General features: G+C 40.0%; 14 protein-coding genes. 11 read left to right on the forward strand and 3 right to left on the reverse strand.

Features of this window, described 5'->3' with window-relative positions; genetic code table 11:
• The first annotated feature begins 78 nt into the window (after positions 1 to 78).
• From ACT3CD_RS02655 to trpA, 11 genes are all read left to right on the forward strand, one after another.
• Complete coding sequence (locus ACT3CD_RS02655; protein WP_444642675.1) at positions 79 to 3135, forward strand: SusC/RagA family TonB-linked outer membrane protein; 3057 nt, start codon at positions 79 to 81, stop codon at positions 3133 to 3135.
• 75 nt (positions 3136 to 3210) lie between these two features.
• Positions 3211 to 4899, forward strand: a complete 1689-nt coding sequence (locus tag ACT3CD_RS02660; protein WP_444642677.1) for a RagB/SusD family nutrient uptake outer membrane protein — start codon at positions 3211 to 3213, stop codon at positions 4897 to 4899.
• Between the two features lie 29 nt (positions 4900 to 4928).
• On the forward strand, positions 4929 to 8129 hold the full coding sequence (locus ACT3CD_RS02665) for a SusC/RagA family TonB-linked outer membrane protein (protein ID WP_444642679.1): 3201 nt from the start codon (positions 4929 to 4931) through the stop codon (positions 8127 to 8129).
• Positions 8130 to 8148: 19 nt separating this feature from the next.
• Positions 8149 to 9936, forward strand: coding sequence for a RagB/SusD family nutrient uptake outer membrane protein (locus tag ACT3CD_RS02670; protein ID WP_444642681.1), 1788 nt, complete (start codon positions 8149 to 8151; stop codon positions 9934 to 9936).
• Positions 9937 to 10645: 709 nt separating this feature from the next.
• Positions 10646 to 12061, forward strand: a complete 1416-nt coding sequence (locus ACT3CD_RS02675; RefSeq protein ID WP_444642683.1) for an anthranilate synthase component I family protein — start codon at positions 10646 to 10648, stop codon at positions 12059 to 12061.
• 103 nt (positions 12062 to 12164) lie between these two features.
• Positions 12165 to 12734: an anthranilate synthase component II gene (locus ACT3CD_RS02680; protein ID WP_444642684.1), complete on the forward strand. Its 570-nt coding sequence runs from the start codon at positions 12165 to 12167 to the stop codon at positions 12732 to 12734.
• 125 nt (positions 12735 to 12859) lie between these two features.
• A complete protein-coding gene (gene trpD, locus ACT3CD_RS02685) occupies positions 12860 to 13852 on the forward strand; it encodes an anthranilate phosphoribosyltransferase (RefSeq protein ID WP_444642686.1) in 993 nt (330 codons plus the stop codon).
• A gap of 55 nt (positions 13853 to 13907) precedes the next feature.
• The gene (trpC, locus tag ACT3CD_RS02690; RefSeq protein WP_444642688.1) at positions 13908 to 14699 is read left to right on the forward strand and encodes an indole-3-glycerol phosphate synthase TrpC; all 792 of its coding nucleotides are present in this window, start codon (positions 13908 to 13910) and stop codon (positions 14697 to 14699) included.
• 4 nt (positions 14700 to 14703) lie between these two features.
• Entirely contained in the window at positions 14704 to 15327 is a 624-nt protein-coding gene (locus ACT3CD_RS02695) for a phosphoribosylanthranilate isomerase (protein ID WP_444642690.1), read from the forward strand.
• 209 nt (positions 15328 to 15536) lie between these two features.
• Positions 15537 to 16727, forward strand: coding sequence for a tryptophan synthase subunit beta (trpB, locus tag ACT3CD_RS02700; protein ID WP_444642691.1), 1191 nt, complete (start codon positions 15537 to 15539; stop codon positions 16725 to 16727).
• Positions 16728 to 16937: 210 nt separating this feature from the next.
• Positions 16938 to 17708, forward strand: a complete 771-nt coding sequence (trpA, locus tag ACT3CD_RS02705) for a tryptophan synthase subunit alpha (RefSeq protein ID WP_444642693.1) — start codon at positions 16938 to 16940, stop codon at positions 17706 to 17708.
• Between the two features lie 545 nt (positions 17709 to 18253).
• Here the strand turns inward: trpA and ACT3CD_RS02710 are convergent.
• The 3 genes from ACT3CD_RS02710 to ACT3CD_RS02720 form a co-directional block, all read right to left on the reverse strand.
• Complete coding sequence (locus ACT3CD_RS02710; protein ID WP_444642695.1) at positions 18254 to 19219, reverse strand: glycoside hydrolase family 43 protein; 966 nt, start codon at positions 19217 to 19219, stop codon at positions 18254 to 18256.
• A gap of 275 nt (positions 19220 to 19494) precedes the next feature.
• Positions 19495 to 20637 (reverse strand): endo-1,4-beta-xylanase, encoded by a 1143-nt coding sequence (locus ACT3CD_RS02715; RefSeq protein ID WP_444642697.1) that lies wholly within the window; start codon positions 20635 to 20637, stop codon positions 19495 to 19497.
• A gap of 42 nt (positions 20638 to 20679) precedes the next feature.
• Positions 20680 to 22146, reverse strand: coding sequence for an MFS transporter (locus ACT3CD_RS02720; RefSeq protein ID WP_444642699.1), 1467 nt, complete (start codon positions 22144 to 22146; stop codon positions 20680 to 20682).
• Positions 22147 to 22438: the final 292 nt, after the last annotated feature.

A 22438-nucleotide genomic window follows, 5' to 3' on the forward strand; every position in this document is an offset into this window, starting at 1 on the left:
TTAAGATAATTAATTATGAAAAAAATGAGAACTTATATAACACCATACTTTCGATTAATAAGTATGATGATATTACTAATGTTCTTACTGACTGGGCAAAATATCTTTGCCCAGTCAGTAAAATTTGATGGTGTTGTCAAAGATGATACCGGTGAAACAATTGTAGGTGCCACCGTGGTTGAAAAAGGTACTACTAACGGCACCATCACCGACTTGAACGGTGAATTCCATATTAGTGTTAGTAGTACTCAGTCTGTACTTGTGGTTAGCTTTATTGGGTATAAAAGTCAGGAAATCAGTTTGAACGGACAATCATATTTCAATGTGGTGCTGCAGAAAGATGATCAGGAACTGGCGGAAGTTGTGGTAGTAGGATATGGAGCACAAAAAAAGGAAAGTGTTGTTGGTGCTATATCTCAATTATCTTCTAAAGAAATTTTAAATTCACCTGCTGCAAACATCACGCAAGCAATTTCTGGTAAAATACCAGGAGTAGTAACATCGCAATCTTCAGGAGCTCCCGGGGCCGATGATGCTCAGATATATATTCGAGGCAGGGCTACATTCTCAGGAGACGGACAACCATTAGTACTTGTGGATGGCGTAGAACGTTCTTTTTCGCAAATAGCACCTGATGATATTGAAGCTATTTCTGTTCTGAAAGATGCATCAGCTACTGCGGTTTATGGTGTACGTGGTGCAAATGGTGTGATCCTTGTAACAACCAAAAGAGGTCGAGAACAAAAGCCCGTTGTTAGCCTTACGGCCAACTGGCAATCTCAATCGCCTACCAGAAGTGATACTTATTTAAATTCATACAATTCTGTCGTATTATTAGAGGAAGCTTTAGCCAATGATGGTTTAGCATCACAGTTTTCTGCAGAAGACATTGAGATGTACCGTCGATCTTCGGCAGGTGAATTAAACGATTACGAATCGATGCTATATCCCAACGTTGATTGGTATGATGCTATTTTACGCTCATCGTCTCCTGCTCAACGTTACAATGTAAATGTTCAGGGAGGAACCAAACGTATGCGGTACTTTGCTTCGGGTGAATATTATGACCAGCAAGGTTTATTTAAAGACCTCAGTACTGATAAGTATGGAAATAAATCAAATACCAGCTTCCGCCGATACGCTTTCCGTGCTAATCTTGATTTTTTGCTTACTAAGGATTTAACAGCTTCTATCAATTTCGGAACTCGTTTTGAAGAACGTAATGGACCTAATACTAGTGAATCATCTAATTATAGTGAAGTGTTTTATGAGTTAAATCACACGCCAGGATGGTTATTCCCTGTTAGTTATAGCATTCCTGATGGAGATTCTGAAAGAACATTATATGGTGGTAGTTCTCAATATCAAAATAACATTGCGGCCCGGTTGGCAAAAGCTGGATTTTACAGAGCCACAAACACCATCAGTGAAACAAATTTTATTGTTGACTATAAATTAGATTGGTTAACTGAAGGTTTAAAAGCAAAAGCAATGATGTCTTTTGACTACGATGCCTATTATAACCGAAAATTTGAAGCAGACTTTGCTACATATGAGCTGAACGATAGAGATAATTATGAATTGTTAGATGCTTATAATCAATTTAATACAGATTCGGAGCTGGCTTATGCAGGTAACGATCAAACTACAACATTGAAGCTTTATTTTGAATATCAATTAAGTTATGCGCGAAAGTTTGGGAAGCATGACGTAACTGCAATGGTTTTATATAACCAGAACGATTACCGTTATCAAGCAGAATTAGCGCAACGTTATCAAGGTCTGGTTGGCCGTGTAACCTATGGTTATGACAATCGATATTTAATGGAAGTTAATGCCGGTTATAACGGTTCAGAGAACTTTATGGAAGGGAAACGCTTCGGATTTTTCCCATCTCTTTCACTTGGTTGGAGGATTAGTAATGAGGAATTTATGAGCACAACCCAAGATTGGCTTAACAATCTTAAAATTAGGGGTTCATACGGCCAGGTTGGTAATGATGTCTATTTGGTTAACAATGTGAAGCAACGCTTTTTGTATGAGCAAAAATGGTCACAAATTACTAATGATTATTATTTTGGATCAACAGGATATACTGGAATTTATGAAGGGCAATATCCGAACTATGATGTAACATGGGAGCGTGCTAACAAATATAATTTGGGTTTGGAATTTGGCTTATGGAATGGATTTGTCACGGGTAATATCGATGTTTTTAGTGAAACACGTGATAACATATTGACAGAGTTTTTAACTCGTCCGGAATGGGTTGGAGTTACCATGGCTGCCGGAAATCTTGGTGAAACAAAGAATAGTGGTTATGAAATAGAATTAAAACATGCTAATCATATTGGTGAGAACTTTAATTATACGGTAGGATTAACATATGCTCATGCCAGAAATGAGATAAAAGACATGGACGAACCTGAAGCCAAAACCGATTACCGAAAGCGGGAAGGTCACTCAATAGAACAGTATTTTGGATTGGAGTGCTTAGGTTTTGTTACATCCGACGATTTAGCAAATGCAGATTTCCCTGTTTCAACTTATGGTGAAGTTCAGGTAGGTGACCTGAAATACAGAGATATGAATAATGATGGGTTTATCGATGAAAGAGATGAAACAGTTATTGGATTTAGTTCAATTCCTGAAAATACTTATTCGTTCACATTAGGCTGCAATTACAAAGGTTGGGGGTTTAATGTGATGTTTCAAGGAGTAGATCATGTAAGTCGATACTATGATGCTGAAGCAATGTATGCATTTGTTGATGGTGGTAAAGTGAAAGAACATCATTTGGATCGCTGGGATCCATCCAGGAGTGAAGCTGAAAACTTAGCCAATGCAAAATACCCACTTTTACATTACGATAGTAATGGGGATCATAATCAGCAGTTAAACTCATTTTTTCTGAAGAATGGCGCATTTGTAAGACTGAAAAATATTGAATTGAGCTATACGCTTCCATCTTCATGGATCAAACCCGTAGGTATAAGTGATTGTAGATTATATGTAAATGCAAATAATTTAATCACCTGGGATCATATTGATGATATTGCCGACCCGGAGAGTAATGGTTCTAACCTTTACCCTATTATGAAAACAATTAATTGCGGAGTTAATCTTAAATTCTAACATGTCATGAATAAATTATTATATACAATCTGTGTATTAGGAATCTCAGCCCTTACATTTACTTCTTGCGAAGATATGTTTGGCGATTTTCTTGATAAGCAGCCCAGTAATGAACTAACCGAAGAGCAGGTTTTTGATGACTGGGAAACAACAAAACAATTTCATTTTGACACTTACAATTTTTTACGTCACGGTGTAGGAAGAATAAATAGCTCATGGTTAGATGCAGCAACAGATTTAGCCGAAACTAGTTATTCATACGGAGGAGTTCGTTCTACTTTTAACATCGGAAATTATTATGGGGTCGCTGGAGCCAATGAGCTAACTGCAACTTGGGAGCACTACTATCGAGGTATCCGTAAATGTAATATGATACTAACAAATATTGACAGCGTTCCGCAAGCCTCTGATTTAAGTGACGAAAAATATGAAGCAGACAAATTAAACTATAAGTCAGAAGCTCGTTTTTTGCGTGCTTACTTTTATTGGGAGTTGTTCTTGAGATACGGACCTATTCCAATTGTGACCGAAGTACTCGATCCTGATGGAGACTTATTGTCAGGCTACACAATACGACCTACAATTAAAGAGTATGTTGTAGATTTTATTTTACAGGAGTTAGATGAATGTGAAGCCGGGTTAATGACATATGACGATGGCGTGAAAGCAGCTAATGCAGGACGAATTAGTATGCCAATGGCACGAGCTCTTTATTCGAGAATAATGCTTTTTATGGCGAGTGATAGATATAGTGAGGAATCTGAAATTACATGGTCTGAGGCAGCACATGCTGCTAAAAGTTTTATTGACGATTATGGTAGTAACTATGAATTATTTAATAGTTCAACAGGAATTGAAAACTATACAAATGCTATTTTAAGAACACAATATGAAGGAAAAAATAATGAAGTTATCTTCTATCGTAATGATGTTACAATTGGGTGGAGTGAAATTGTAGATGACACTCCTGTTGGAGAAGGTGGAAACGGAGGTCTTTGTCCTTCTCAAAACCTTATTGATATGTACGATATGGAAGATGGTTCTTCACCGTTTTCATCCTATGATGAAACAGGTGCTCCAGTTTACAATGGGGCAACAACACCTGATATTAATGAGGCCAGTGGTTACACTGATGCAACACTTTGGAACAACAGGGATCCTCGTATGGCAGCTTCCGTTCTTTATCAGGGAGTTGAATGGGGTAGTGGAACTATCAATGTGATTAAAGGGAAACGTGATAATCCTGTTGGTAATGCCAATGCGACACCTACTGGCTATTATCTTCGAAAATACATTCCGGAAAATATATTAAGTTCAGTACACTCCGGTTCAAGTTATCGTAACTGGATTATTATACGTTATGCCGAAATTTTATTGAACTATGCAGAGGCTCTGAATGAAGCTGAAGGCCCGTCTTTTGATGTTTACAACGTTTTAGATCAAATACGCCACCGTGCAGGCATCACTGGCAATGTGGCGGATCGTTCAGATTTAACTTCATCTAAGGCCCGAATGCGCAATTTCATTCGAAAAGAACGGGCTGTTGAATTGGCTTTCGAAGAACATAGGTATTGGGATTTGCGCCGATGGAATGTAGCAACATCCGCCCTTTCACGCGACATATATGGTGTTGATGTTGCTCCTGACGGTGTCGTTTCACGTAAAGTGGCACAAAATAGGGTGTTCGAAGAAAAAATGTACCTCTATCCTATTCCCGAGGCAGAAGTTTGGAAAACAGATATTGAAAACAATCCAGGATGGTAATCCTTTAATTGAATTATATTATGTTGAATATGATAAAATATATAAATAATAACATGGCACGAGTTCTAAGACTTTTGCTGATGGGGATATTTTTCCTTAATGCGATTTCAACTTTTGCGCAGGAGGAAAAGGTTTTAAACGGAAGAATCGTGGATCCGGAAGGCAATCCTATCTCTGGTGTTGTTGTTAACGTGGCAGAATCAAGTAAAATTGTATTGTCTGATAAAGACGGGAACTTCAGTTTAATAACCTCAATACCAAACGAAGAGATTGTCTTTACGGCTATTGGTTTTAAAAATACATCTGCTATAGCAGAGCTTAATAAAAGCTTTGAAGTTGTAATGGAACCTGATTTAGATGAGTATGAACATACTACTCCGGTAGCTTTTGGCAGAAAACAAAAGAAATTTGTGACAGAAGCCACTTCGGTTGTAACAGGCGAAGAATTACAAAAATACCCAATAACAGTACTGCAAAATGCCTTTACCTCTACTGTTAACGGGGTCGCAACCTACGAATGGGCAAGCGAACCAGGGTGGTCCGAAACGGCCATCTATATTCGTGGTCTTAGAACCATGAATGCCAACGCGCGTGCACCTTTGATAATTGTGGATGATGTAGAAAGAGATTTGTCATTTTTGGATGCTTATCCTATTGAAAATATTACTATTTTAAAGGATGCTGCTGCTACAGCCATTTATGGAATGAGGGGGGCTAATGGAGTCATTCTTGTCACAACAAAACGAGGGGAAGAAGGACGTACGAAAATTACCATTAATCAGGAGGTTGGAGTACAAACACTTACCGGAAAAATGGAAACGCAAAATTCGTATAACATGGCGTTAACCCGTAATCAGGTAAGATATTTAGACGGTAAAGATCCTCTGTATACTGACGATCAAATTGAAAAGTATCGTCGCGTTAGTAGTGGTGAAAAATTGGAAGGCATGGATCAGTATAAGTATTTTAGCACCAATTGGTTTGATGAATTATATAGAGATGCCGCTCCACAAACAAAAACAAACGTTACAATTAGCGGAGGTAATAAAACGGCTCGGTATTATGTGTCATTATCACACATGTTCCAATCGGGTATGTGGAATGATAAATGGACAGAATACAATAAAGATTTTAGTACGCAACATAAATTAAACCGTTACAATTTAAGGTCTAATGTCGACATCGATATTAGCAGTCATCTCAATGTCTCTTTAGATTTAGGCGGACGTATCGACAATATTTCTCAGCCATTAACGGGGGTTTTTAGTATTGTTACTTTTGGGGCTGTTGAGGCTAATCCAATGGAACCCGTTTACAACCCGGACGGAACGATTTATGCATCAAGTACAGCTGCAAATGCCGGACGTCTGTTGGCTTCCTCCGGGATCGATAAAAACCGTCGACGTAATGTATACAGTACTGTAAATGTTACCGGCGACTTGAGTGATTTGATTCCCGGCTTAAAAGCCAATGCAATTGTAAGCTTCGACTCATATGAAACATTTCAGTCCTCTCAAACCAACAATGTAAATTCATATAATTATGATTACAATAGTGATGTTGATGATGTTTCGGGGTATACCTACACACGGTTCTCAACATATTCTGCGTTATCAAATCCAGGAACAACGCCAAGAGATTATTATTACAATATCAACTTCAGAACAGGCTTAGCTTACGACAATATTTTTGGGAAACATGCCATAAATGCTCAGGTATTTGTTCGTACCTACAAAAATGTATCGCATGGTTCAGAATCATCTAACCGATATCTATCTTATAATGGACAAGCCACATATATATACAACAACAGGTATATATTATCAGGTAATGTATCATATATGGGATGTGATAATTTTGCCAATGGAGATCGGTTTGATATTTTTCCTGGAGGTTCTATAGGATGGGTGCTTTCAGAAGAGTCATGGTTAAACAATAAAAATATCAATTTGTTGAAGCTTAGAGCATCTTATGGTCGTGCCGGACAATCCAATACCGGAGCCGGACGATATCCATATCAGGGTACATATGCGTCAGGCTCGGGTTATTCTTTTGGTACATCGCAGTCTTATATTGAAGGTGTATACGAAAGTGCTGCTGGTAACTTAAATAGTAAATGGGAGATATCTGATATGGCAAATCTTGGATTAGATTTTGATATTTACCAAAAGAAACTATATGGGACTGTAGATGTGTTTAAAGAATGGCGCTCAAATATCTTAGTTGAACGTTCTACTATACCTGCCCTATTAGGTGTTACAGCGCCTGATGATTCATATGGGAAAGTTGAAAGCAGGGGCTTTGAAGTTTCTCTTGGTCACCAATACCATATCGGAGATTTTAAATACTATATTCAAGGTCAGGTTACATGGAATACCAACGAAATTACAGAAATGGATGAGTTGGAGCCAAATGTTGAATGGCAACGTAAAACAGGTAAAAGAATATATGACAATACTTCTGTTGCTGCGCTGTATGAAGGTGCATTCAACAATACTGTTGGAGGATGGAATATCTATAAGTTTAAACAGTGGGCAAGCGATCCCGATAAAATAGCAACCAGTTACGAAGATGCTATTGCTAACCCGGACAAGTATCCTTATCATACTGCTTCTGGTACAGGCCAGGCACTGGGTACAGCTGTATTTGAAGATTTAGATGGTGACCGTAAAATTGATTCAAATGATATGACTCCTGATAGTTACACTATCATTCCTGAATTAATACCTTCATTAAATATAGGATTTGAATGGAAAGGATTTGACGCTCGTGTATTAATGACGGCATATTTAAACCGTTCAGTGTTCTTATCTCCTGCTATTAGTTATTCAGGATGGAGTAACATGGGTACACATGAAGTTACTAAAGCATGGGGATATTACACTGATGATCCTACTGATTCCCGTAATATTAATGCCTTATATCCTCGCCCTACTTATGGCGGTTTTAATTCCATTGACAGTGACAGAGGGTCAGGAACTTACCAAAATGATATTTGGGTAAGAAACGGAAATTTTTTATCTCTGCGAAATGTTGAAATAGGATACTCTTTACCTAAAACGCTAATCAGCAAGGTAAATATGACTCAATGCAGGGTTTACTTAAGTGGTTATAACCTTCATACATTTAGCGATTTGCCAGACGGTGTTGACCCCGAAAAACCAATGAGTTATTGTTGGTGGTATCCCAAAACCCGTTCTTTCTCAGTGGGTGTTAAAATAGGTTTTTAATTTTATAAACAGTATTAAAATGAATAAGTTAATATTATATATTACAAGTGCAATATTAGCCCTTGCCTTGTTTTCATGTAGCGATTATCTTGATAAAGAATACGATATTTCTATGTCGGAAGATCAGGTTTTCTCTAATGAAGATAATACCCGTGGTTTTTTGGCTAATATTTATACAAATCTCCCGGATGGATTTAGTGGTTATACCAATGGGCAGTTTTTAGGTGCCTCACGTGACTGTATGACGGACAATGCAGTTTCTTATTGGAATGTACACTATTACCATGGTGTACTTACCGATAGTTATGATGCCACAAATCATCCTCTTATTTTTTTCTGGGGAGATAATGTTAGTGCTATCAGAAAAACCAATCAGTTTTTAAAAAATGCAAAAGAATCTGTCATTGGTAATGCCGAAAAACAGGGTGACGATAATAAATTATATGAGCGGTATATGGCTGAAGCTAAGTTGTTACGAGCAATTTTTCATTTTGAATTAGTCCGATGGTTTGGCGATGCTCCTATTATCGGTGAAGATGAAGAGGGAATTCCGATTGTTTTTGATCTTAGTAATCCTAGTGCCATGAATATGGAACGCACCGACGCTGCCGATGCATTAAAGTGGATTGCTGATCAATGTGATTTGGTAAAGGACATATTGCCATTTAGATACGAAAATGAAACAGAGAATTGGGGACGAATGAACGGTGCAGCTGCATATGCATTAAAATCCCGTGCACTTCTCTATCGTGCATCAGCGTTAAATAACCCGAGCAATGATGCTTCATATTGGCAGGAAGCTGCTCAGGCTGCAAAAGATTTTATTGAGGTTAATAATCAACAAAATAATCCTTATAAATTATATAGTACAGGTAATCCTGACAACGATTACTATGAGTGTTTTGTTACGACTCCGACGCTTAATGATGAATTTATTCTTTGTCGTTCTACTTGGACAACATATGAAATTGAGCTCTTTTTAGCTCCTTGCGGCTTTAGTGGTTCAATTAATTCTGTCGGTCGTACAAATCCAACCCAAAATCTGGTTGACTGTTACGAGACAAAGAATGGTTTGCCTATAGATAAGGATCCAAATTATGATGCGCAGAATCCTTATTCCAATCGTGACCCACGTCTTGAGCAAACGATTCTTCATCAAGGATCCATATGGGGAGATGAAGAGCAAGAGGAAAATCGTGCCGTAGATGTCTCTTCACCTGATGGAGTCGATTATCAGGAGCTACATGGTGGTACTCTGACAGGATATTATACTAAAAAATTCTTGAACAATATATCTTTTAAAAATCCGAATACGCCAATTCATGCATGGCCAATTTTTAGATATGGAGAACTGCTGTTGAACGCCGCAGAAGCTGTTAATGAAGCAGAGGGCCCTGGCAACGCATATCAGTATATTAACGAACTTCGGGCTCGTGTTGGTATGCCAAACTATTCAGGTATGACTAAAGACGAATTGCGTGAACGAATTAGAAATGAGCGTCGTATCGAGTTGTGTTTTGAAGACCATCGATTTTTTGATGAACGCAGATGGATGATTTTTGAGGATCAGACGGTTTCGTCAGAAAAGAATAAACCTCTTTATCAACAATATTATAATTTGTATGGAGTGGTAGTAACGAACCCTGGTGATCCTGTTTATGAATATGGTCCAGCAGATTCTCACCCAGTCCGTTCTTTTACAACTCCTAAGAATTATTTATTTCCATTACCCGATGATGAAGTTAAACGAGCACCTAATTTAGGCCAAAACCCAGGTTGGGAATTGACTGTATCCGCCGAAGAATAAATATAATATTTAGACACATTATAGAAACGTGAAAGGAGTAGGAATGTCCTTTCACGTTTTTTTGTAGATGAGTTATTAAACTACTAAAATTGGGCCTGTCCATAAAGTCAGGAGTTTGATTGGAGTTCAAATTCAAGACTTCCGCAGCTCAAAAGATTTGAGTTTACTCACGTAAATGGATATTTTGAAAACAAGCGTAACGTAGAAGTTGGACTTTAGCGGCAGGCTCAAAATAATGTTTGCTTATAACGGCTGATTTCTTGGTGACGTTCGTCATTGAAATGGTTTTATAAAAAAGTAAGCTTCTGTTTTTAGATTTTCACAGGCGCTGAAACTCAATTTCTTAATTCAGGCTCCCTGTTTTCTGGATATATTTTATTTTTTAATGTTGTCAATTGCTTATTACACAGTTTGTTGTTGTGTGTGTTGCAGGGTTGGCATGAAAAATTATATCTCAAAATAGTTGTTTTTTTAAAAATCACTACTTAAACTTGTAAAATAATTACAAACAGAAACAATGACTTCTATTATTCGCAATAATAATTGGTGGTGGCGTAGTTCAATCTTCAAATCGGGAGTTGAAACCATGCCTCTTTGTCTATTGTGAAGCAAAAGATATTTAAAAAGAAAAAGGCTTGTCGGAAACCCCGACAAGCCTTTTTTGGTTTTATATCACTCGTTAAAAATTAATGTATTAAACATATCACCCATGAAACAATATCCCATTAAAGTTAGTTGTAAGCGTATTCCGGCACATTTAGGAGATGTGGTAACACCTGTGAGTATTTATCTTACATTACGCGATTTGTATCCCAATACCATTTTACTTGAAAGTTCCGATTACCATGGTAACTCCAACTCGATGTCGTTTATCTGTTTCGATCCGTTGGCCGATTTTGTGGTTGAGAATGAATTGGTGAAATGCCGGTTTCCGGATGGTAAAGAAGAAAAGACTTCCTTGCCGGCTACTGTTCCGCTGACGGAACTTATGCAGTCGTTTATCAATCGTTTGGAGGTGGAGAAGACGGCTTGCCCTGTTTCGGCTTCCGGACTGTTTGGGTATACATCTTACGACGCTGTTCGTTATTTCGAATCGGTTAAGCTTAATATAAATGCCAATGCGCCGCATGCCATTCCTGATATGCGTTATCATTTGTACCGCTCGGTTATTGCGTTTAATCATTTTACTAATCAGTTGTTCTTTATTGAGCATTTGTACGCTAACGACATCAGTCATATGGAGAAGTTGCTGAATGTATTACGCAATCGAACGGTGCCTGCTTTTAGCTTTCACCCTGAAGGCAGCGAAAAATCCTCAATGACCGATGATGATTATCGTCAGATGGTTCTGAAAGGAAAAGAACATTGTTTTAGGGGCGATGTGTTCCAGGTTGTGTTATCACGTCAGTTTACCCAATCCTTTAAAGGGGATGAATTTAATGTTTACAGAGCTTTACGACACATTAATCCGTCACCTTATCTTTTCTTTTTTGATTATGGTAACTACCGTTTGTTTGGTTCTTCGCCCGAAAGTCAGTTAATTGTTGATAATGGTATTGCGTCCATAAATCCCATTGCCGGTACTTTTAAACGCACCGGAGACGATATGAAAGATTTAAAACTGGCGGAGGATCTTGCGAAAGATGAAAAGGAAAATGCTGAACATGTGATGTTGGTTGATTTGGCCCGTAACGATTTGGCCCGTAATTGTACGCAGGTTAAAGTAAAAACCTTTAAAGAGATACAATACTACAGTCACGTGTTGCATTTGGTTTCGGAAGTCAATGGTATTCTAAAGAGTCATTCAACAACCCCGCGTGTGATGGGCGATACTTTTCCTGCCGGAACGCTTTCTGGCGCTCCTAAGTTTAAAGCAATGGAGCTCATTAATAAATATGAGCCGCATCAACGTGGTTTTTATGGCGGTTGTATTGGTATGATGGGGCTCGATGGAAGTTTTAATCAGGCTATCGCCATTCGTTCTTTTTTAAGTAAAGACAACACTTTGTTTTATCAGGCAGGGGCAGGTATTGTTGCTCAATCAACCGATGTGAATGAATTAAACGAAGTCAACAATAAATTAGGGGCTCTCAAAAAAGCCATTGATATGGCGAAGGAGTTTTAATATTTTATGGCTCATTTTTATACTTGAAAATCATGAATCGACCATGATAATTGATTCTTTTCATGGAGTTTCATATGGCAATTGAAAAACAAATTATAATGATATGAAAATATTAGTTTTAGATAATTACGACTCTTTTACCTATAATTTGGTTCATTATCTGGAGGAGTTAACCGATGGGGAAGTTGATGTGTTTCGTAACGACCAGATCACCATTGAGGAAGCGGCTGCTTATGATAAAATAGTATTGTCGCCCGGCCCCGGGATACCTGATGAAGCAGGTATTTTAAAGCCTTTGATTAAGGCACTGGCACCAACCCACAGCATTTTGGGCGTTTGTCTGGGCTGTCAGGCTATTGCCGAGGTGTTTGGCGGATCTATTTATAATCTGGCCAAGGTGTACCATGGCGTAGCTACCCCTGTAAAGGTCTGCGACTCAAAGGAAAAATTGTTTAAAAATATTCCTGAAACATTTCAGGCCGGGCGTTATCACTCATGGGTGGTGAAGGCCGATGACCTGCCTGAAGTGCTCGGTGTTACAGCCAAAGATGAACATGGTCAGATAATGGGCATCAGGCATAAACAAATGGATGTACGAGGCGTTCAGTTTCATCCCGAAAGTGTCCTTACCGATCATGGAAAGGCGATGATTAAGAATTGGTTGGATGATTAATAGGTCGCCGAAAGTAGTTCATTTAGTATCTAATATAGTTGAAACGACCATAATGCATATTCTTTTTCATTAAAGAGAATGAGTGTTTATATGGCAATTAAAAACGCATTATAATCATATTAATCATGTTTAAGTCTGTATTGAAGAAATTATTTGAATATCAAACGCTCAATCATGAGGAGGCGCGCGAAATATTAATCAATATCACTAAAGAAGCTTACAATAAATCGGAAGTAGTGGCTTTTTTATCGGTGTTTATGATGCGACCGGTTACGGTGCAGGAATTGTCAGGATTTAGAGATGCCCTGTTGGAACTGCGTAATCCTGTTGATTTAAGTGGTTTTGATGCCATTGATATGTGTGGCACAGGTGGTGATGGGAAGAATACGTTTAATATTTCTACCCTGAGCTCGTTTGTGGTGGCGGGTGCTGGTTATAAGGTGGCCAAGCATGGTAATTATGGCGTTAGTTCCGGGTGCGGCTCTTCCAATGTGATGGAGTCAATGGGGTTTAAATTTACAACCGATAATGATTTGTTGCGCCGTCAGTTAGATCAATGTGGTATTTGTTTTTTACATGCCCCCTTGTTTAATCCGGCTATGAAAGTCATTGCGCCCATTCGTCGCGAATTGGGCGTCAAGACGTTTTTTAATATGTTAGGGCCGCTGATTAACCCGGCAAATCCGGCCAATCAGTTGGTTGGTGTTTATGATTTGGAATTGGCAAGATTGTACAATTATATTCTTCAGGAAAGCGGTAAAAAATTTACCATTCTTCATAGCATTGATGGTTACGATGAGGTGTCGCTGACAGGGGCTTTTAAAATGATCAGACACAATGGCGAAGGGCTAATGACGCCTCCTGACCTTGGCTTGGAACAGGTAACTCCAGAGCAGATTGCAGGTGGTCATACTGTTGAGGAAGCTGCCAAAGTCTTTTTGGATGTGTTGGAAGGTAATGGAACGAAGGCTCAGAATAGTGTTGTATTTGCCAATGCTGCCCTGGGAATTCAGTGTATCTCCGGAAAGTCCCTATCCGAAAGTGTGGAGATGGCCAAAACATCTTTGTTATCGGGTAAAGCACTAAAGGTGTGTAAATCCCTGTTGGAGATGCAGTAAATCAAATATCAAGTTTTTTAATAGTGACTCATCTTTTAGTATTACTTTTTGTTTTATGAATATTCTCGATACCATAGTAGCCAGAAAAAAGGAAGAGGTGGCCATTGCCAGGAAGCAACTGAGTTTGGCCGAGCTGAAAGATTCTCCCTATTTTTATCTAAGGGTGCCTTCGTTTAAAGAGAACATCCTTACTTTGGGTTCAACCGGCATCATTGCTGAATTTAAGCGGAAATCGCCTTCCAGGGGTGATATTCATGCCGGCGCTCGTGTTGATTTAATTGTGCCGGGTTATGAGAAAGCTGGCGTTGCCGGGGTTTCCATTCTTACCGATCGCGATTTCTTTGGTGGTAACATGGCTGATTTATCTCTGGGGCGGGAAGTTTGCGATCTTCCCATTATACGCAAAGAGTTTATTATTGACCCTTACCAGGTGTATGAGGCTAAATCGATTGGCGCGAGTGCCATTCTTCTGATTGGTGCAATATTGGATGAAAATCGTACGTTGGAGCTGGCACAACTGGCCAATGAGCTGGGGATGGAAGTGTTGTTCGAAATTCATGATGAAGACGAGATGAACCAGCTTAACAGATACGTGCAGTTGGTGGGGATCAATAATCGGAATCTGAAAACTTTTGAGGTTGACCTTAAAAAGTCGGCACAAATGGCCTCATTGCTCCCCTCGGGTATGGTGCCTGTTGCTGAGAGTGGAATTGGTTCGCCCGATGATTACTTGTCATTGAAAAAAGCAGGATTTAAAGGTTTTCTCATGGGCGAATATTTTATGAAAAATGAAGACCCCGCTGCTGCGTGTCTTGATTTTTGCAATAACATCCGATCTAAAATATAAATATATGCTGATAAAAGTTTGTGGCATGCGGCATGCCGGCAATATCGCGCAGTTATCTTTGCTTCGTCCCGATTATATGGGTTTTATTTTCTTTGGGAAATCGCCTCGTTATGCCGGTGAGATGCTAAAAGCCGATGTGTTGTCAGCCATTCCTGCTAATATAATTAAAACGGGCGTTTTTGTAAATGCCTCTTTTGAATTGGTACTGGAAACAGTGACGCGATTTGGCCTTGATGCCGTTCAACTTCATGGTGATGAGTCTCCCGATATGTGTGGCCGTATGAAAGCGACAGGGGTGAAGGTGTTTAAGGCTTTTCATCCAAAAAGTCGCGACGATTTTGATGGGACGCAGGTTTACGAGGCGGTGTGCGACTATTTTTTGTTTGACACCCCATCGGTGACGCACGGCGGATCCGGTCGTAAGTTCGACTGGTCACTGCTTGATGAGTATACAGGTTCTGTACCGTTTTTTTTGAGTGGAGGCATTGATGTCGAAGATCTCGATGAAATAAGTGCACTTTCTCATCCTCAGTTGGCTGGCTTGGATCTCAACAGCCGTTTTGAGATAGTGCCGGCACTTAAAAATATCCCTGCTTTGAGATCTTTTTTGGCGGCTGTTAAATCTTAAAATGAAACGAATGTATTTGTCACATCCGGACGGTAGTTTTGTATACGTTAAATAGTAAAGGGTATTAAATTTTGAAATATAAATGGCTGATGTTTCATTGTTGATTGGCTATTTGTGGAGTAGTTGAAAAATTTGTTCTGTTAATTGAAATAATACCTGTGCGGTAAATAAATGCACAATTCGTTTTCCAGCAATAAAATATAAACATTATGCATAAAACTGTTTTTCAGCCCAACGAGAAGGGCTTTTATGGGGATTTTGGCGGTGCTTTTATTCCCGAAATGTTAATCCCTAATATTGAAGAATTAAAGGCGTGTTATCTTAGTATATTGGCATCTGAGTCTTTTCAAAAAAAGTACCAACAACTTTTAGCTGACTATGCCGGTCGGCCGTCACCGCTGTTTAAGGCTGAGCGGTTGTCTTCAAAATATGGCGCTAATATATGGCTTAAGCGAGAGGATCTGAATCATACGGGATCGCATAAGATCAATAACACCATTGGCCAGATTTTGGTAGCCCGGGAGATGGGTCGTGAGCGTATCATTGCCGAAACTGGTGCCGGACAGCACGGCGTGGCTACAGCAACGGTATGTGCCTTGATGGGTCTTAAATGTGTGGTTTATATGGGCGAGGTTGATATGGAACGTCAGGCGCCTAATGTGGCCAGAATGCGTATGTTGGGCGCCGAAGTGTTGCCCGCAACATCGGGGAATGGCACGCTTAAGGATGCGACCAATGAGGCGTTGCGTGACTGGATTGCCAACCCTACCGATACGTATTATCTGATTGGATCGGTGGTAGGCCCGCATCCTTATCCCGATATGGTGGCGCGTTTGCAGGCTGTTATTAGTTCTGAGATAAAAATTCAGTTGAAAGAGAAAGCCGGAACCAATCTGCCCGATTATGTGCTGGCGTGTGTGGGCGGTGGATCAAATGCCGCCGGTAGTTTTTATCATTTTATTAACGATGAGTCGGTTCAGTTGATTGGCGCTGAAGCTGCCGGGTTAGGCGTCGACAGTGGTGAGACGGCTGCTTCTATGGCTTGTGGAGACGAAGGGGTTATTCATGGCAGTAAAACGTACCTGATGCAAAGTGACGACGGACAGATTATTGAACCATATTCTATTTCCGCCGGATTGGATTATCCCGGGGTAGGCCCTTTACATGCCTCTCTTAAGCAGAGCGGTCGTGCCAGTTATCTGCCTGTTACCGACCGTGAAGCGTTGGACGCAGCTATGGAAGTAACCCGTTTGGAAGGGATCATTCCGGCACTCGAGTCGGCTCATGCATTGGCTCTCTTGCCTCGTCTTAAATTTAATGCTTCTGACAATGTGGTTGTAACTATTTCGGGGCGTGGCGATAAAGATATGGATACGTATATGAAACAGTTTAAACTGTGACTGAGTCGTTGCTTCTGATAGGATGGAAAAGGTTTGGCTCTAAGGCTTAATTTTGTTTCTAGCCTTGCACAAGGAGTTTGGGCTACGGTATGGGTAGAAGTTTAACAACTAAAGAATTTAACTTGATGAAACGACCATGATAATAATATTTTCACACAGTGGAATGATTATTTTTATGGGAGTTGTATCTGGCAACTAAAATATAAACTGATGAATCGTCTAAATAAATTATTGGCCGCGAAGAAAGATTTGTTATCTATTTATTTTACGGCGGGTTACCCAAAAAAAGAGAGTACTGTGCCTCTTTTGCAATCGTTGCAAAAGGCAGGTGTGGATTTTGTGGAGGTGGGTATGCCTTATAGTGACCCGCTTGCCGACGGACCCGTTATACAAAACAGCAGTACCATTGCGCTGAAAAATGGTATGAGTCTGAAAGTGCTTTTTGAACAACTTAAGTCCATTCGGGAAACGGTTTCTATACCCATTATTTTAATGGGCTATATCAATCCGGTGTTGCGTATGGGTATGTCAAATTTTCTCGCCAAATGTGTGGATGTGGGGGTCGATGGCGTTATATTGCCCGATTTACCTTTTGAACTTTATAACGATCAATATCGAGAAGATTTTGAGAAGGCCGGTATTAGTAATATTTTTCTGGTAACACCGCAAACTCCTGAAAAGCGTGTCCGTATGCTGGATGAAGGCTCTACCTCTTTTTTATATATGGTTTCCTCGGCCGCTGTTACAGGCGCCCGCAGTGGCGTTAGTGATAACCAGCTGGCCTATTTTGACCGTATCCGTAGCATGAACCTTAAATCGCCTTGCGTAGTGGGGTTTGGTATTAGCAATCATGAGACATACACACAGGTGTGTCGTCATGCACATGGTGCCATTATTGGTAGTGCTTTTGTGAAGCTATTGGAGAATAGCCTCGATCTGGATGCCGATATTCAGCGGTTTATTGCCGGAGTCAGAAACTGACAGGCGTGCAGAGAGCATCAAGAATCGATTGTTTGGTTGCCTGTGACACCGCTTAATGTTTTTGTGAAAGCAAAAAATTAATACCAGCAAGAAAGTCTTACTTTTTGTTATGCTCGCTTTTTAGTTCAAATTTCTGACGTTATGAAATAGTTTTAATTAGTGTTTGTTTATAAGGTCAACTTCTGCGTTACGCTTGTCATATCATAAAAACAGTCATTTACGAAAAGTAAACGCCTTGATTTTTATGACTTCGCAAGCCCTGAATTTGAACTTTATCTTTTAAACACTTAGTTTATGGACAGACTCTAATTAATTATGCCATAGGAAAGAATTATCCAATTTTTCGATTATTCTACCATACTATCATCAGTCTGTTATTTACGTATGAACATCAGAACGGCGAAAGTATGGTAGAAATCAGGGTGAGAGAAAAAGGACGAAAACAGGTTAGGGGGGCTGATTTTTAACCTTAATTGACTGCTATTGTTATGCTGTCCTTTTTTATAATGTTGCTGTTACTTTGTTTGAAAGAGATTTTGTGTGAGTTATTTGTATTTTACCGATATTGGTTCAATGGAACCATCGGGGCGGTAGTTGAGGTCGGCATAACGAATACTGCGGAGTGGTGTTACACCCGATGGCTCAACGTCGTGAAAAAAGAGATACCATTTGCCTTTAACTTCTACAATAGAGTGGTGAGTGGTCCATCCTAAAACGGGGTTTAGAATGACGCCCTGGTATGTAAAGGGACCGTAAGGGTTATTGCCGATGGCATAACACAACAGGTGGGTGTCGCCGGTTGAATAGGAAAAATAGTATTTTCCCTTGTATTTGTGCATCCATGACGCCTCGAAGAAACGACGGGTGGCATCGCCCTGTAACAGAGGTTGTCCTTTTTCGTCTACGATTATTAAATCGCGTGGTGCTTCGTCGAATTCGATCATGTCGTCGCGCATCTTTACTACTTTGGCGCAGAGTGCCGGCTCGTTATCAGCTGGTAATTCGCCACATTCCTGAGCTTTGTTGTTGCGGTATCGTTGTAGTTGTCCGCCCCAAATACCGCCAAAATACATATAATGAGTGCCATCGTCGTCTTTGAACACACAGGGGTCAATAGAGTAGCTGCCTATAATCGGCGCATCAAGTGGTTTGAAAGGTCCCTGCGGCCTATTGCTCACGGCAACGCCTATACGAAAAATGTCTGTTTTATCTTTAACTGGAAAATAGAGATAATAAGTTCCATTTTTGAAGGCTACATCGGTATCCCACATCTGGCGCCCGGCCCATTTTACCTGCTTGATGTCCAGAGCTACGCCATGGTCGGTAATTTTCCCATCAATGTCGTCCATCGAGATAACGTGGTAATCTTTCATATCAAAATGAGAGCCCAAATCGTCTTCTGGTACTTCGGTCTCTATGTCATGTGAGGGATAGATATAAATTTTTCCATCGAAAACATGAACGGCCGGATCGGCGATATAAATGTTATTTAATAAGTGTTTACGTATCATTGTTTTAATTTTTTTGATTCTTAAGAAAGAGATTGTTGTGAAGGACGGCTCAATATTAGTCAGCCTGAACCTTTAAATTGCCGTGATCGCAACAATCTCTTTGCTTCCAACTAAACAACTTCTTATAGGGCAGGAATAAAATGTTTTTATTTATTTCGTTGTGCTGCTTTAAAATGGTTATTTACAACCGTAATTTTTCATTTTTTAAGCTTCGCAAGCCTCATAGATGCGCTATTTTATTTGTCAGTGCCGTTTTAGGGGCGCATTGTATTTAATTATTGTTGCACCTGAGCCATCTCGATAATTTTGCCTACAATGGGTTTGGGCTGGTAATTACGGTCGAACAGTAAGGGGTAATCTTTTCGGCCTGGGACAGGCCAATAATTACGCCACGATTGTCCATCTTCAACACCCCACATAGTCACGCGATCCACTTTGTCCTGATGTTTTAAAAACAGGGCAAAGAAATCGGCATAGCGTTGGTTAAATTTAGCGGAGATAGAGTCAGGCAGAGAATCGGGATAGGGGTTGTATTCCGATTTTTCGTCATAATTGAGCGAGATATCGGCGGAGAGGGCTTTGCCCGGCCAGGGTAATACCGACATGTCCAGCTCGGTAATCATAATTTTATCGACAACTTGCGACAATTTTACTATGGCAGCTTCCATCTCGGCAACAGTGGGATTATTTAAGTCGATATGTCCCTGCATACCAACGCCATCGATTCGGACGCCTTCCTCCTTCAATTTTACTACAAGGTTATAAATGCCATCTGTTTTGGCCGTTTTATATACACTATAATCGTTATAGTAGAGCTCAGCTTCGGGGTCGGCTGCATGTGCAAATTCGAAAGCCATACGGATAAATTCCGGCCCGATGATTTTGTACCAGGGGCTTTCGCGCCACTGTCCATTGTCAAGGATCGCCTCGTTTACCACATCCCAGCCAGCTACGCGACCTTTGTAGCGGGTTACAATGGTTTGGATATGGTTTCGCATGCGTTCTATTAGTACGTCGCGGGTTACTTCCTGTCCGTTTTTATCGGTGAACATCCATTGTGGCGCTTGCGAATGCCAGACCAGATTATGACCTATGATTTTCATATTATGTTCTTCCCCGAATTTAACAAAAGCATCTGCATCATCAAAAGTAAAGATGCCTTCTTCGGGTTGAAGAGATTCCATTTTCATGCAATTTTCTGCAACGACGGAATTGAAGTGTTTATTGATGAGCCTAAGTGCCATTGAGTCTTTGCCTGCAACCTGACTTATGTTGAGCGCTGCGCCGATATAAAATTTGCCGTTGAGGGCATCTTTTAAACTGTTTGGTTCATTTTTGGGTGATTGCGTACACCCTGCAAACGGCATTATCCCCATTAACAAAAGAATAAAAACTTTATTATAAACTGATTTTTTCATAATCGCAATTTTATCAATTAACAAAATTAAAATTCCGGTTTCTTATTTTTCTCTTCGGGTGTTTAGCTCTTTTTCAAGCATAACCTCTTTTTCTTTGTTTATTTCGTAAAAAAACAGAGCTCCTATTGCAATAAAGAATGTTACTGCCGGATAGATACTCATGGTTAGCAGGATGCCGTTGATGGTCCCTGCTGATTGCATGGTAAGTTCGGGGCTGTACCCGTACGATGATAGAATAAGGGCAACCAAAGCGCCTCCAATACTAAGGCCGGCTTTTAAACCAAATAACATAGCCGAAAAAATAATGGCAGTTGCTCTTCGATTGTTTTTCCATTCAGAGAAATCGGCAACATCAGCTACCATGGCCCACAATAATGGAATAGTCAAGCCATAGAAGAATCCATGTATTATTTGAGTGATGAATACAAGACCGATGTTTTCTGGTGCAATAAAGTAAAACATGAGTTGGGCAATGGCTGAAATGGCCAAGGCTACTCCAAAGAGGTCTCTTTTTCCGTATTTATCTGCTATTGGTTTCGAAAGGGCGATGGCTATAATCATCATGACGATGCCTGAGGCGTTGAACAGACTGAACCCGGATGAGGCTGCGTCTTCGGGCCAATGGAAGCCGACCAGACCAATGCTGGTAAGAAGGCTGTTGAGACTGTTAATGACGTTATTGAAACCTATGTTGGTCAAAAAGCTGGCAAGTTCATGTTCGCTCAGATAATTCTCGAAATAGTAGATGTAGATGCCTCCTTTCATTGACAGGGTGATAAAGACAAAGATGGTTACTGTTAGCATAACAATCCACGGCTTGTTTTTTACGAGATCGGTGAGGTCTTGCTTTACGCTGGTTTTTTGTTCTGCTGGCGGAAGAATTCTTTCTTTAGTGGTCAGAAATGTTATGATGAAGAAGATTATCCCGACTACGGCAAAGATCCCCATAACATTTTCAAATCCAACAGCTTTGTCGCCGTTACCTAATATTAATACCAGCGGCAGCAGAATCACCTGAACGATGAATTGAGCGATGGTTACGGCTGTGAACCGATAAGAAGAGATACTGTTTCGTTCGGCCATATTACCTGTCAGTACACCACTAAGCGACGAATAAGGCAGGTTATTGGCCGAGTATATCATAACCAGTAGTATGTATGTGATTAGTGCATAGGCAATTTTACCTTGTGGGCTGAAGTCGGGGGTGCTAAAGGCCAACAGGGCGATAACACCAAAGGGTATCGAGGTCCATAAAATCCAGGGTCGGAATTTACCCCAGCGTGTGTTGGTGCGGTCTGCAATGATTCCCATTACCGGGTTGAAAAAAGCGCCAATCATACCGCCCGTAAAGATGATTACCGAAGCTGTGTGAGCTGGTATTTTATATACATCGGTATAAAAATAGGCCAGAAATGTCATAAGGGTCTGGAATATCAGGTTAGCAGCAAGATCTCCCAAACTATAGCCAATTTTTTCCAGCACGGAAATTTTTTCTGTTGTATTTTTCATTTTTGTTGGTATTGTTTTTTTAATCTGGTTTCAGTGTAACTTATTATTATGGGTTGGTATTATTCCAAATCTAATAAGGATGATTTGATGTTGGTTCTTTTTTGTTTTTTTTTACTCTATAAAAACAGATTTGTCTACTTTTTTAAAAATGATACCTCTTTTTCGGGATCGGGTGGTGTCTTTTGGATGTTTGTAATGGAAGCGCTGTTTAACGATTCATGTCAGGTTTTTATCGATTGAAGGTGTCAGCTTAACGAGAGTTTTTGTTCTGAATCGTATTTTCCCCTATTTT

This window comes from Geofilum sp. OHC36d9 (assembly GCF_052400685.1).
Lineage (GTDB): Bacteria > Bacteroidota > Bacteroidia > Bacteroidales > Marinilabiliaceae > CAZHHH01.